Raw genomic sequence first — 11,880 nt, 5'->3', positions numbered from 1 at the left:
CGTCAGCCGCAGCGCCTCGCCAGGTTCACCAGCGCGGCGGACTGGCCCAGATACCACGGCTCGTCCGCCTCGTTCGGAGCGTCCAGGTCCACGTTGCGCGCCTGTTTCAGCGCAGCCTTGCCTTCGGACGACAGGGTGTAGACCTGCCGGTCCATGTCATCGACTGAGGGCGTCAGCCGGTAGTCGGCGCCGTCGACGGTCAGGGCCAGGGCGCGCTGACCGGGGGCGGGCGATCCCGGAAAGTCATAGAAATACTGGAACGTGACCTGGCCGCCTGCGCAGTGCGCGCGAGTGATGACGCTGGTGAAGTTCCAGTTCAGGAAGCTGGCGACCGTGCCTTCGCCGGATATGTCGTGCGTCACCCACTGGGCGCTGCGTTCATCGCCGGGCGCGGCGGTCAGGGTCAGGGCGGCGGTCATCGCGGCGATGAGCATGGGGGAGGTCTTTCGTGAGCGATACGGGCGACATACCAACGCTGCATCGCGTCGAATGCAAGACGGCTCTTCGGCTTTACCCGCGACGGCGCGGGCTCTAGACCCAAGACATGAGCACTGAATCCGAAGTCATCACCCGCATCGAAAATGGTGTCGGCCGCATCACCCTGAACCGGCCCAAGGCGATCCACGCCCTGAACCGGGCCATGTGCGAGGCGATGATCGAGGCCCTGCTGGCCTGGCGCGGGGACGACGCGGTTCAGTCGGTGCTGATCGACCATGCGGGCGAGCGTGGTTTCTGCGCGGGCGGCGACATCCGCATGATCGCCGAGAGCGGGGCGGGGGATGCGTCAGAGGCCAGGGCCTTCTTCAAAGCCGAGTATCAGCTGAACCATCTGATGTTCGTCTATCCCAAGCCGATCACGGCCATCGTCGATGGCATCGTCATGGGCGGCGGCGTGGGCATCAGCGAGCCCGCCGACGTCCGCATCGCCACCGAGCGCACCACCTACGCCATGCCCGAGACCGGCATCGGCCTGTTCCCCGACGTGGGCGGCGGCTGGTTCCTGCCGCGCCTGCCGGGCCAGACGGGCGTGTGGCTGGCCCTGACCGGCGCGCGGCTGAAGGCGGCGGATACGGTGGCGCTGGGCATCCACACCCACTTCGTGCCGAGCGAGGCCGTTGAGGGCCTGAAGAGCGAACTGCTGGCCGCGCCCGCCGATCCCAAGGCGGTCGCCGATCGCGTCGCCGGAGACGCCGGAGCGTCGCCTTTGGCCCCGCACCGCGAGGCCATCGATCGCCTGTTCGCCTTCGACACGGTGGAGGAGATCGTCGCCGCCCTTCAGGCCGAGGGTTCGGACTGGGCGCTGAAGCAACTCGACATCCTGAAGACCAAGTCGCCGCAGTCGTTGAAGGTGTCGCTGCGCCAGATCCGCACCGGGGCGACGCTGACCGACTTCGCCGACAACATGGCGATGGAATACGCCCTGGGCGGGCGCGTGGTTCAGACGCATGACTTCCAGGAAGGCGTGCGCGCCGTCATCATCGACAAGGACAACGCCCCCCAATGGTCGCCGGCCGAGCTTTCTTCGGTTTCGGACGCCCAGATCGAGGCTCTGTTCGCGCCCTTGCCCGCCGATGAGGCATGGAAACCGCTGATCGGCTGATTTCGCGCAAGCTTCATTGTTCAGGGCGGGGGAAAAGCCTATCTTGCCGGCATGAGTAAGCGCTGGACCCCAGAATCCTGGAGAAACAAGCCCGTCCTGCATATGCCGACGGACTATCCGGACGCCGCCGAACTGGCGCGCGTCGAAGACGAGCTGCGCGCGATGCCGCCCCTCGTCTTTGCGGGCGAGGCGCGCAAGCTTACGGACCATCTGGCCCAGGTCGAGGCGGGCAACGCCTTCCTGCTGCAGGGCGGCGACTGCGCCGAGAGCTTCAAGGAGTTCTCGACCGACAACATCCGCGACACCTTCCGCCTGATCCTGCAGATGGCGGTGGTGCTGACCTTCGCCGGCCGCAAGCCGGTGGTGAAGGTCGGCCGCATCGCCGGTCAGTTCGCCAAGCCGCGCTCGTCCCCGGTCGAGGAGATCGGCGGGGTCGAACTGCCGTCCTATCGCGGCGACATCATCAACGGCATGGGCTTCACGCCGGAAGAGCGTATGCCCGATCCGCAGCGCCTGATCCGCGCCTATAACCAGTCGGCCTCGACGCTGAACCTGCTGCGCGCCTTCGCGGGCGGGGGGTATGCCGACCTGTACAACATCCACCGCTGGACGCTGGGCTTCGCTGATGACGGCGCGGGCGCGGCCTACCGTGAACTGGCCGACAAGATCACCGAGGCCCTGGCCTTCATGGAGGCGGTCGGCGTCACGCCCGAGACGCATCCCGACCTGTCGCGCGTCGAGGTCTTCACCAGCCACGAAGCCCTGCTGCTGAACGTCGAGAGCGCCCTGACGCGTCTGGACGGCTCGACCGGCGAATGGTTCGACACCTCGGCCCACATGCTGTGGATCGGCGAGCGCACGCGCCAGCTGGACGGCGCCCACATCGAGTTCATGCGCGGCATCTCCAACCCCATCGGGGTCAAGTGCGGGCCGACCATGACGGCGGACGACCTGCTGCCGCTGATCGACGCCCTGAACCCGAACAACATCCCGGGCCGACTGACGCTGATCGGCCGCTTCGGCCACGACAAGGTGGGCGACCGCCTGCCGGGTCTGATGCGGGCGGTGAAGGCGGCGGGCAAGCGCGTCATCTGGTCGATCGACCCGATGCACGGTAATACGCTGAAGGCCGGCAACGGTTACAAGACGCGGCCCTTCGACCGCGTCATGGGCGAGGTCCGCAGCTTCATCGACGTGGCCGAGGCCGAGGGCGTCCACCCCGGCGGCGTCCATCTGGAGATGACCGGCCAGAACGTCACCGAATGCATCGGCGGCGCCCAGGCGGTCACGGAAGACGACCTGTCGAGCCGTTACCACACCCACTGCGACCCGCGTCTGAACGCGGATCAGGCGCTGGAGATGGCCTTCCTGGTCGCTGAGCGCCTCAAGGCCGGGCGGCAGGCCCGGTCCGAGGCCGCATGACGGCAGAAGACGAAACGCCCGGCCGCGTCGCCTATCAGGGCGCGCCGGGCGCCTTCAGCCATGAGGCCTGCCTGGACCTGCGCCCGTGGGACGAGGCCGTCGGCTATGAGACCTTCCAGGGCGCGATCGACGCCGTCCTGAGCGGGGATTGCCACTGCGCCCTGATCCCCGTCGAGAACTCGACCGTGGGCGTGGTCGAGCCTGCGGCCACCCTGGTGCGGCAAGCGGGACTGGTCGAGGTCAGCGAGGCCTGGCGGCCGATCCGCCTGGCCCTGCTGGGCGCGCCTGACGCGCGCCTCTCGGACGTGAAGACGGCCGAGAGCCACCCTGTCGCCCTGCAGCAGTGCTCCAAGGCGCTGAACGAGATGAAGATTACGGCCGTCGAGGTGTTCGACACAGGGGGCGCCGCCGCCGCCGTGGCCGAGGCGGACGACGCGACGCGCGCCGCCGTGGCGCCCGCCCGCGCGGCCGAGGTCTATGGGTTGGTGGTTCTGCGCAACGATTTGCAGGATTTCAGCGACAACCGGACCCGTTTTGTCCTGTTCACGGCCCCTCAGGGTTGACCACGCATAAAGTTTGCGGCTTTAAGGTCCGGTCGGATCGACCTTGATCCAGAAACCGGACCGGATTCATGTCCTCGCTGCGCGCACAAATGACCGTTGAAACCACCACGCGCGCGGTGGCCGGCTTTTATTTTGGCTACGGCTATTACGGCTTTCGATACGCCGGCTGAGGCGTCGGGCTTCTAACCAACCCTGACTGTCTCACTGGCGACCGCTTCTCCCCAAGCGGCCATACCGCGCGTCCCTGCCTGATCTTCATCGGCGGACGCGGCTTCCCTATCGAAAATCCCATGCTGAAAGCCATTTCCCATGTCGCAATCCGCCATCCAGCAAGTCTGGCCCGCTGAAACCGTTGAATTGAGCGCCGAACAGAAGGCGCTGGCCGCCCTGCGCGCCGAAATCGACAATCTGGACGATCAGATCCTCGAACTGTTCGAGCGCCGCCTGTCCGTCGCCGCCCAGGTGGGCAAGGCCAAGGACGCCCCGACCGGCCCCCACACCAAGCTGCGCCCCGATCGCGAACAGGCCGTCCAGGCGCGCCTGCTGAAGCAGTGCGACCCTGAGAACCGCGAGGCGGTCGCGCATCTGTGGCGCGAGATCGTCGGCTGGGGCCTGGCGCGCCAGGGCCGTCTGCAGGTCCAGGTCTGGGCGCCCATCGACCCGGCCAAGGCCGTGGACGGCGCCCGCCTGCGTTTCGGCGCCGCCGCTGACATCAAGCTGGTCCTCGACCCGCAGGCGGCCCTGGCCCATGCGGCCGAGGGCAAGGGCGTGGCCGTCCTGTCGATCAGCGGCGACGATCCCTGGTGGATCGGCCTGCGCCGCGAATGGTCGATGCTCAGCGTGTTCGACGGCTATGGCGGCGAGACGCCGACGTCTCTGGCCGTGGGCAAGATCGATCCGCCGGCTCTGCCGAAGGGCCGCCGCGTCGTGGTTACGGCGGGCGGCGACGCGGGCGACGGCTCGGGCGCGCGGCGCTGGGGCCTGAACACCCACCACGGCTGGACCCTGGCCCTGACCGACGCCGATGTGGCGCCGGGCGATGTCGAGGGCGGCGTTGGCGCCATCGGCTGACCGCAGGCCGTTAACTCCGTCTCAAAGCCGGGCGGGCGAGGGTGGCTGCATGGCCCAGCCCGTCCTGCATCGACCACGCCTTGTCGTCGCCCTCTCGGCGGCGGCGCTGGCGCTTGCGGGCTGCGGCGTGAACGAAGCCGATCCGCACCGCTTCGAGAGTTTGGCGCAGTCGGTGGCCTCCATTCCGGTATCGGCGGAAGGCGAGGGCGAGGCGCGGCCGACCGCTACGCCGGATCAGTCTCGCGAGCGAGCCGCGCCGTTGAAGGTCGAACTGATGACCCCGCACGAGTTGTGGGACGCGCGCGAAGGCCTGAGCGCCAAGGTCCGCCTCGCCTCGGCACCAACGCCGACGGTTTATCCTGATCCCGAAGCGCCGCCTGCGGCTGTTGTGGCGCCGAAGCCTGCGGCCGCCGCCCGCCATGTGCAATTGGGCGCCTATTCCAGCGAGGACGGCGCCCACGCGGCCTGGACGCGACTGAACCGCGGGCCGGGCGGGGCGGCGTTGTCGGGGCTTCAGCCCGTCTATGAGGCGGTCGAGGTCGGCGGCCGTCGCGTGGTCCGGCTGAAGGTCGCCGCCTCCGTCGAACAGGCTCAGGCCCTGTGCCGCGACCTGGCGGCGTCGGACCCCTGGTGCGCGCGGTCCGGTGGCGCCGCAGCCTGATCGTCCACAGGCTCAGCTTAAGGTTTCGTTGACGATTGGCCCTCGGAGGCTGATCTTGCGGCCCATGGGCGGGCGGCGGACGAAGATGAGTCGCGCCTGCTGATCACAGTAGGATTTCACATGGCGCAGCCTCAGGTCATCGTCATCGGCAATGAAAAGGGCGGGGCGGGCAAGTCCACCCTGGCCATTCACATCGTCACCGGCCTTCTGCACGCCGGACGCAAGGTCGCGGTCATCGACCTAGACCTGCGCCAGCGCTCGCTGGAGCGGTTCTTCGCCAACCGCGCCGCCTGGACCAAGGCCAACGGTCATGAGCTGCCGCAGCCGATCGTGCCGGACATGGGCGACGGCAAGGCCCTGCATAAGGCCGACGAGACCGAGCAGATGGCCCGCTTCGAGGCCGCCTTCGCCGAGGCCAAGGCTGTGGCCGACGTCATCTTGATTGACACGCCAGGCGGCGATACGGCCCTGTCCCGCGCCGCGCACGGGCGGGCGGACCAGATCGTCACGCCGATGAACGACAGCTTCGTTGACTTCGACCTGCTGGGCGAGGTGGATCCGGTGACGCTGGATCTGGTCAAGCCGTCCATCTATTCCGAGAGTGTCTGGGAGGCGCGCAAGCACCGCGCCATCACCGAGGGCCGTCAGGTGACGATCGACTGGATCGTGGTCACCAACCGTCTGGCCGTGGCCGAGGCCCGCAACCGTCGCCGTCTGGAAGCCCGCATGAACAAGCTGGCCAAGCGTGTCGGCTTCCGTGTCGGACCGGGCCTGCGTGACCGGGTCATCTATCGCGAACTCTTCCCCTTCGGCCTGACCGTGGCGGACCTGTCGAACGACATCCGTCCGGTGTCGGTGTCGCTGGCCCATGTCGCCGCGCGTCAGGAGATGCGCAATCTGATGCAGGCCCTGGGTCTGGACGACGCCATCGCCGCCATGGACGCGGCGGCCTGATCGCTTCATGGGGCTGATCTGGCTGGGTCTGGCCGCCGTGGCCCTGTGGGCCATGGTGCGTCTGGGCCGTCAGACCGAGCGCGCCAGGCGCGGTCACTGGCGCATCTCCGCGACCATATTGAGCGCCGCCCTGCTGGCCGGGGCGGTGTTCGCCGTCGCGCGCGGAGCGTGGCTGATTGCGGGCGGCATGGCGCTGGCGGGCGTCTGGCTGGCGGTGCAGTCGCGCATCCGCCCAGTGACGGTGAAGGCCCGTCCTGTCGAACCCATGAGCAAGGCTGAAGCCCGCGCTATTCTGGGCGTTGGGGCAGATGCGGACGCCCAGACGATCCACGCCGCCTGGCGCCGTCTGATGGCGCGCGCCCACCCAGACCAGGGCGGTACAGAAGGGCTGGCCGCCCGCGTCAACGCTGCGCGCGACCGTCTGTTGAAGGGGTAGGGGCGTTGTCCTCTAGAAACGGAGATCGGCCTCGCCGCGCAGGATCGCTTCGGCTTGCGGGCTGTGTTTGGCGCCGTCCCGGTCGTGCAGGATCAGAGGCGGCAGCAATCGCAAGGGCGCCTTGCCGGTCTTGATGGCCTGGACCAGCACGCGCTTGGCGGGTTGATCTGCGTAGGGGTGGATCGGGCGGACGGCGAAGGAGCCCGCCTTGGGCGCCAGCAGGCTCAGGATGTCGGCGAGGCGGTCGGCGCGGTGGATGATGACGATGCGTCCGCCCTCGCGCACCGCCTTCAGCAGGAAGCCCGCCCAGGCGGTCAGGCCGTCGTCGGCCATCCAGGCGCCGAGCTTGCCCTCGGCCGGGGCGCGCAGGGCGCCGGGGTCGTCGAAGAAGGGCGGGTTGCTGACCGCCCAGTCGAACGGCGGCAGGTCCAGAGCGCGAAAACCGCGCGCCACGTCGCCGTCCACGATGGCGGTGCGCGCCTCGGCGTTGTTCAGTTCTGCATTCTGACGCGCGAGGGCGGCGGCGGCTGCGTCGCGCTCCAGTCCGGTCAGCAGGACGCCGGGGCGTCGGGCGGCGATCTGCATCAGGACGGCGCCCGCGCCGCAGCCCGCCTCGATCAGTCGTTCGCCGGGGCGCGCTTCGACGGCGGCGGCCAGCAGGGCGGCGTCCATGCCCGCGCGATAACCCTTCGTCGGTTGGCGCAAGCGGATGCGACCGCCCAAAAAGGCGGATTCGGCCACATCTGCGGCGACAGTAAGGGATGACTCGGCTTGACCCGTCATGGCGCCGCCACCATTGTGCGCCGCATCGCGTCCGGGCAAGCGGATGCGTGTGAATTTCGGGCGAATCTCCCCCTTCGCCCCTGTGCTGAAAGAGATTTCCGTGGACGCAGCTCTCGCCGTCGCTCCCCGTCCCAAGGGCGATGTGGACGCCCTGGTTCATCTGGCCAAGGACGACATGGCGGCGGTCGACGCCCTGATCATCGCGCGGATGCAGTCCGACGTGCCGGTGATCCCCCTACTGGCCGAGCATCTGGTGTCGGCGGGCGGCAAACGTCTGCGCCCGCTGCTGACCGTGGCGGCGGCGCGCGCGATCGGTCAGACAGGCGCCATCGAAGGCCCCAAGAAGCTGGCCGCCTCGGTCGAGTTCATCCACACCGCCACCCTGCTGCACGACGACATCGTCGACGGCTCGGAAATGCGCCGGGGCAAGGTCGCGGCGCACCTCATCTGGGGTTCGGCCTCGTCGGTGCTGGTCGGCGACTTCCTGTTCGCCCGCGCGTTCGAGTTGATGGTCGAGACCGATTCCCTGCGCGCGCTTGGTATCCTGGCGCGAGCCTCGGCCGTGATCGCCGAGGGCGAGGTGCTGCAGCTGACGCGCGCCCACGACCTGAACCTGGACCTGGACACCTATCTGCAGATCATCCGCGCCAAGACGGCCGAACTGTTTGCCGCCGCCGCCGAATCCGGCGCGGTCGGGGCGGGGGCGACGGACGAGCAGGTCGCGGCCCTGCGCGACTACGGCATGGCGCTGGGCATCGCCTTCCAACTGGCGGACGACGCCCTGGATTACGGCGGCGCGACCGAGACCCTGGGCAAGAACGCGGGCGACGACTTCAACGAGGGCAAGGCCACACTGCCGCTGCTGCTGGCCGTTCAGCGCACCAAGGGGACCGAAGATCTGTTCTGGGACCGCGTCATCACCAAGGGCGACCGCAAGCCCGAGGACTTCGACCGCGCGCGGCAGTTGATCGTCGCCAGCGGCGCCGTTGAAGCCACGCTCGATACGGCGTCGGAATACGCCGACCGGGCCAAGACGGCCTTGCAGGTTCTGCCCGCCGGGCCGTGGCGCTCGGCGCTGGAAGCCCTGGCCGACTTCGCCGTCAGCCGGGCGATGTGATGCTGGCGGCGCTGCTCGTCGCCGGGCAACTGGCCGCGCAGGAGCCGCCGCGCTTCCTCATGCCGCAAAGGCCGGGGGACGGTTTGAGGGGTGAGCTGTTCCGTCTGGAGCCGGGCGATCCCGGCGGTCAGGCGCGCGCCCTGCTGGGCGAGGCGATGATGCGGGACGACGCCGAACTGGTGGTGCGCCCTGTGCCGCCGATCATCATGCTGTATCGCGAGGGCAGCCTGCCGGACGGCCCGATCGTGCTTTACGCCGGACCTGAGGTGGAGGGCGAGCCGGACGCCGCCTGCCGTCTGTCACGCCTTCCCGGCGGAGAGATCGACAACTCAGAGCGTGCGCTGGCGTGGTGCGCGGGCTTCATCCTGAAAACGGCGCCGACGTTGAACATTCCGCCGGCGCCGGTTCACTGAAGGCTTATTTCAGGCTGGCGCAGAAGCGCTGGATGCGGGTGCAGCCTTCTTCCAGCACGGCTTCCGAGGTGGCGTAGCTGATGCGGAAATAGGGGCTGAGGCCGAAGGCGGCGCCCTGGACCACGGCCACGCCCTCGGCGTTCAGCAGTTCGGCGGTGAAGGTCTCGTCGTCGGTGATGACCACGCCCGACGGCGCCGTCTTGCCGATCAGGCCTTCGATCGACGGATAGACGTAGAAGGCGCCTTCCGGCTTCGGACAACGGATGCCCGCCGCCTGTTTCAGCATGGAGACGACCAGGTCGCGGCGCTTCTCGAAGGCGGCGGCGCGCGGGGCCAGGAAGTCCTGCGGGCCGTTCAGGGCCTCGACGGCCGCCCACTGGCTGATGGACGAGGGGTTGGAGGTCGTCTGGCTGGCCACCTTGCGCATCAGATCGATCAGCGGCTTGGGCCCGCCCGCATAGCCGATGCGCCAGCCGGTCATGGCGTAGGCCTTGGACACGCCGTTGCAGGTCAGGGTGCGGTCGTACAGGTCCGGCGCGACCTGGGCCATGGTGACATAGTCGAAGTCGCCATAGACGAGGTGCTCATACATGTCGTCGGTCAGGATCCAGACCTGCGGGTGCTTGCGCAGCACCACGGCCAGGGCTTCCAGCTCGGCGCGGGTATAGGCGGCGCCGGTCGGGTTCGACGGCGAGTTGAGGATGATCCACTTGGTCTTGGGCGTGATGGCGGCGTCCAGCACCTCGGGACGCAGTTTGAAGCCGTCGGCTTCCTGACCGACCACGGTGACGGGCTCGCCGCCGGCCAGCAGCACCATGTCGGGATAGGACACCCAGTAGGGCGCCGGCACGATCACTTCGTCGCCGGGGTTCAGCGTGGCGACCAGGGCATTGTAGATCACCGGCTTGCCGCCCGAGGCGACGTGGATCTGATTGGTTTCGTAGGTCAGGCCGTTTTCACGAGCGAACTTGGCGACGATGGCCGCCTTCAGTTCGGGCATGCCGTCGGCGTCGGTGTATTTGGTCTCGCCGCGCTTGATGGCCTCGATGGCCGCCGCCTTGATGTTTTCAGGGGTGTCGAAGTCCGGCTCGCCGGCGCCCAGACCGATGACGTCGCGGCCCTGGCGTTTCAGTTCGCGCGCCTGGGCGGTCACGGCCAGGGTGGCCGACGGCTTGACGCGAGCGAGGGAGGCGGACTGAAGGCTGGACATGTCTATCCCGTCTGGTGGAAGTGATGGGGCCGGGGAGGCTGAGGCTTGATACGCAACCCCGCAGGGGCGCACAACGTTTGTGCGCGGCCTGGACGATCAAAAGGCGATTTGGGCGAAATTTATGCGGCGGGTCGTCGATTTTCTGCTGAATATGGAGGCCAAGCGGTGGCGCACCCTGGCCGTGACCCTGCTGCTGCTGGCGGGAATCATCGCCCTGTTCGCCCTGGGTAAGACGCAGCTGGCGTTGGGCGCTGAGGACCGGCTGGAGCATTGGCTGGCCGGCTATCGCATCGGCCCGTGGGGGCTGGCGGCGGCGGTGCTGGTGTTCACCCTGTCGGCCTTCATCGGCGTGCCGCAGTTCCTGTTGATCGCCGCCTGCGTCGTGGCCTTCGGGCCGTGGTTCGGTTTTCTCTATAGCTGGATCGCCACCATCGCCTCGGCGGCCGTCACCTATTGGCTGGGGCGCGGGCCGACCGCGCGCACGCTGGAACGCTACGGCGGCGGGACGGTCGAGCGCATCCGCAAATTCGTCGGCCGCAACGCCTTTTCGGCCAGCTTCATCATCCGCAACGTGCCCTCGGCGCCCTTCATCGTCGTGAACATGGCGTTCGGCGCGGTGCGGGCGTCGTTTCCGGCCTATCTGGCGGGGTGCGCTTTAGGAGTGCTGCCCAAGACGGCGTTGGTCGCCTTTTTCGGCGGGTCGTTCATGGCGGCGGTCAGCGGCGACGGAATCTGGACTTCGGTGATCCTGGCGGCGGTCGCGGGCGTTTGGCTTGTATTGATGCTGGCGGTGCGCGAGTGGGTGAAGCGCCGCGAGGCTGCACGCAACCTGCAAGTGGATTGATCGGAGAACGACGATGCTGAAGCTCTATTATTCGCCCGGCGCCTGCGCCATCGCTTCGCACATCGGCCTGGAAGAGGCGGGAGCGGAGTATGTGATCGAGAAGATCGACCTGCGCGCCGGCCAGCAGCGCACGCCGGAATATCTGGCCATCAACCCGGCGGGCGTGACCCCGGCCCTGCAGACCCCCAAGGGGGTGCTGACCCAGAACGGCGCCATCCTGGCCTATGTCGCCCAGACTCATCCGCACGCTCAACTGGCCGATCTGGACGATCCGTTCGAGTTTGCGAGGATGCAGGCCTTCAACGGCTGGCTGGCGTCGTCGCTGCACCCGGCGATCGGCAAGGCGCTGTTCTCCAAGCCGCCGCTGGAAGGCGAGGTCAGGGACGAGGCCGTGCGGATCGCATTGGAGAAATACGACCTGGCCGAGAATCATCTGCTGTCCGGCCCGTGGGTCATGGGCGAAGATCATTCGATGGCGGACGGTTATCTGTTGGTCTTCACGCGCTGGGCGCGTCAGGCGGGTCTGCTGGACAAGGCGCGTTTTCCGAAGCTGAACGCCCATCTGGACCTCGTGCAATCGCGCCCGGCCGTGCAGCGCGTGCTTCATGCCGAGGGCATCACGGCGGTCTGAGCCGCGAACCCGCAAGCGGGGCTGGAAAGCTTGAGCGGCAAGGCTTTCAAGCCTTGCCGTGACAAGCCTGTGATCGAGGAGTCATAGGCGCTTGCAATCCCCGCGGCATGAGGGCAAACGGGCCTGTAGTCGGCTCGGCGAAGACGGTCAGGACAGCTTTGCGATCAACGTGAAG

At 68.1% G+C, this 11,880-nt stretch carries 14 protein-coding genes; 11 read left to right on the top strand and 3 right to left on the bottom strand.

Annotated elements, in window-relative coordinates; translation table 11 throughout:
• Nucleotides 1-2: 2 nt before the first annotated feature.
• The gene (locus tag AC3A3G_RS01570; RefSeq protein ID WP_200166946.1) at nucleotides 3-434 is read right to left on the bottom strand and encodes a hypothetical protein; all 432 of its coding nucleotides are present in this window, start codon (nucleotides 432-434) and stop codon (nucleotides 3-5) included.
• Nucleotides 435-544: 110 nt separating this feature from the next.
• Here AC3A3G_RS01570 and AC3A3G_RS01565 point away from each other — a divergent pair, with 110 nt between their 5' ends.
• The 7 genes from AC3A3G_RS01565 to AC3A3G_RS01535 all read left to right on the top strand — a co-directional run bounded on the left by AC3A3G_RS01565 (nucleotide 545) and on the right by AC3A3G_RS01535 (nucleotide 6,707).
• The gene (locus AC3A3G_RS01565; protein WP_487487383.1) at nucleotides 545-1,600 is read left to right on the top strand and encodes an enoyl-CoA hydratase/isomerase family protein; all 1,056 of its coding nucleotides are present in this window, start codon (nucleotides 545-547) and stop codon (nucleotides 1,598-1,600) included.
• Nucleotides 1,601-1,651: 51 nt separating this feature from the next.
• Nucleotides 1,652-3,022, top strand: coding sequence for a class II 3-deoxy-7-phosphoheptulonate synthase (locus tag AC3A3G_RS01560; protein WP_087140277.1), 1,371 nt, complete (start codon nucleotides 1,652-1,654; stop codon nucleotides 3,020-3,022).
• Nucleotides 3,019-3,585 carry a prephenate dehydratase domain-containing protein gene (locus AC3A3G_RS01555; protein ID WP_200166950.1) on the top strand — a complete coding sequence of 189 codons (567 nt, stop codon included), beginning with the start codon at nucleotides 3,019-3,021 and terminating at the stop codon, nucleotides 3,583-3,585. Before AC3A3G_RS01560 ends, AC3A3G_RS01555 begins: the two co-directional genes overlap by 4 nt.
• Nucleotides 3,586-3,894: 309 nt before the next feature.
• Nucleotides 3,895-4,656 (top strand): chorismate mutase, encoded by a 762-nt coding sequence (locus tag AC3A3G_RS01550; RefSeq protein WP_487487382.1) that lies wholly within the window; start codon nucleotides 3,895-3,897, stop codon nucleotides 4,654-4,656.
• Nucleotides 4,657-4,705: 49 nt separating this feature from the next.
• On the top strand, nucleotides 4,706-5,317 hold the full coding sequence (locus AC3A3G_RS01545; RefSeq protein ID WP_200166954.1) for an SPOR domain-containing protein: 612 nt from the start codon (nucleotides 4,706-4,708) through the stop codon (nucleotides 5,315-5,317).
• 120 nt (nucleotides 5,318-5,437) lie between these two features.
• Entirely contained in the window at nucleotides 5,438-6,271 is an 834-nt protein-coding gene (locus tag AC3A3G_RS01540; protein WP_200166956.1) for a division plane positioning ATPase MipZ, read from the top strand.
• 7 nt (nucleotides 6,272-6,278) lie between these two features.
• Nucleotides 6,279-6,707, top strand: coding sequence for a J domain-containing protein (locus AC3A3G_RS01535; protein WP_487487381.1), 429 nt, complete (start codon nucleotides 6,279-6,281; stop codon nucleotides 6,705-6,707).
• A 12-nt stretch (nucleotides 6,708-6,719) separates the two neighbouring features.
• On the opposite strand, the gene AC3A3G_RS01530 is transcribed toward AC3A3G_RS01535, so the two are convergent.
• A complete protein-coding gene (locus tag AC3A3G_RS01530; protein WP_368922380.1) occupies nucleotides 6,720-7,490 on the bottom strand; it encodes a tRNA1(Val) (adenine(37)-N6)-methyltransferase in 771 nt (256 codons plus the stop codon).
• Between the two features lie 142 nt (nucleotides 7,491-7,632).
• On the opposite strand from AC3A3G_RS01530, the gene AC3A3G_RS01525 reads away from it, so the two are divergent.
• The gene (locus AC3A3G_RS01525; RefSeq protein WP_197733873.1) at nucleotides 7,633-8,607 is read left to right on the top strand and encodes a polyprenyl synthetase family protein; all 975 of its coding nucleotides are present in this window, start codon (nucleotides 7,633-7,635) and stop codon (nucleotides 8,605-8,607) included.
• Nucleotides 8,607-9,020, top strand: coding sequence for a hypothetical protein (locus tag AC3A3G_RS01520; RefSeq protein WP_487487380.1), 414 nt, complete (start codon nucleotides 8,607-8,609; stop codon nucleotides 9,018-9,020). The genes AC3A3G_RS01525 and AC3A3G_RS01520 overlap by 1 nt, the downstream gene beginning before the upstream one ends.
• Nucleotides 9,021-9,024: 4 nt before the next feature.
• Here the strand turns inward: AC3A3G_RS01520 and AC3A3G_RS01515 are convergent, their stop codons facing one another.
• Nucleotides 9,025-10,230, bottom strand: a complete 1,206-nt coding sequence (locus AC3A3G_RS01515) for a pyridoxal phosphate-dependent aminotransferase (RefSeq protein WP_289647662.1) — start codon at nucleotides 10,228-10,230, stop codon at nucleotides 9,025-9,027.
• A gap of 121 nt (nucleotides 10,231-10,351) precedes the next feature.
• On the opposite strand from AC3A3G_RS01515, the gene AC3A3G_RS01510 reads away from it, so the two are divergent.
• Both AC3A3G_RS01510 and AC3A3G_RS01505 read left to right on the top strand, forming a co-directional pair.
• The gene (locus tag AC3A3G_RS01510) at nucleotides 10,352-11,074 is read left to right on the top strand and encodes a TVP38/TMEM64 family protein (protein WP_165906513.1); all 723 of its coding nucleotides are present in this window, start codon (nucleotides 10,352-10,354) and stop codon (nucleotides 11,072-11,074) included.
• Nucleotides 11,075-11,087: 13 nt separating this feature from the next.
• Complete coding sequence (locus tag AC3A3G_RS01505; protein ID WP_289647663.1) at nucleotides 11,088-11,705, top strand: glutathione S-transferase family protein; 618 nt, start codon at nucleotides 11,088-11,090, stop codon at nucleotides 11,703-11,705.
• Nucleotides 11,706-11,880 lie beyond the last annotated feature (175 nt).

This window comes from Brevundimonas sp. Soil_N_31 (assembly GCF_057655995.1).
Note: the sequence above shows the minus strand (reverse complement) of the source record. Positions and strands in the feature narration are given on the sequence as shown.

Coding starts and splice junctions, on each gene's coding strand:
- AC3A3G_RS01570 (WP_200166946.1), bottom strand. CDS start 434: ATGCTCATCGCCGCGATGACCGCCGCCCTGACCCTGACCGCCGCGCCC.
- AC3A3G_RS01565 (WP_487487383.1), top strand. CDS start 545: ATGAGCACTGAATCCGAAGTCATCACCCGCATCGAAAATGGTGTCGGC.
- AC3A3G_RS01560 (WP_087140277.1), top strand. CDS start 1,652: ATGAGTAAGCGCTGGACCCCAGAATCCTGGAGAAACAAGCCCGTCCTG.
- AC3A3G_RS01555 (WP_200166950.1), top strand. CDS start 3,019: ATGACGGCAGAAGACGAAACGCCCGGCCGCGTCGCCTATCAGGGCGCG.
- AC3A3G_RS01550 (WP_487487382.1), top strand. CDS start 3,895: ATGTCGCAATCCGCCATCCAGCAAGTCTGGCCCGCTGAAACCGTTGAA.
- AC3A3G_RS01545 (WP_200166954.1), top strand. CDS start 4,706: ATGGCCCAGCCCGTCCTGCATCGACCACGCCTTGTCGTCGCCCTCTCG.
- AC3A3G_RS01540 (WP_200166956.1), top strand. CDS start 5,438: ATGGCGCAGCCTCAGGTCATCGTCATCGGCAATGAAAAGGGCGGGGCG.
- AC3A3G_RS01535 (WP_487487381.1), top strand. CDS start 6,279: ATGGGGCTGATCTGGCTGGGTCTGGCCGCCGTGGCCCTGTGGGCCATG.
- AC3A3G_RS01530 (WP_368922380.1), bottom strand. CDS start 7,490: ATGACGGGTCAAGCCGAGTCATCCCTTACTGTCGCCGCAGATGTGGCC.
- AC3A3G_RS01520 (WP_487487380.1), top strand. CDS start 8,607: ATGCTGGCGGCGCTGCTCGTCGCCGGGCAACTGGCCGCGCAGGAGCCG.
- AC3A3G_RS01515 (WP_289647662.1), bottom strand. CDS start 10,230: ATGTCCAGCCTTCAGTCCGCCTCCCTCGCTCGCGTCAAGCCGTCGGCC.
- AC3A3G_RS01510 (WP_165906513.1), top strand. CDS start 10,352: ATGCGGCGGGTCGTCGATTTTCTGCTGAATATGGAGGCCAAGCGGTGG.
- AC3A3G_RS01505 (WP_289647663.1), top strand. CDS start 11,088: ATGCTGAAGCTCTATTATTCGCCCGGCGCCTGCGCCATCGCTTCGCAC.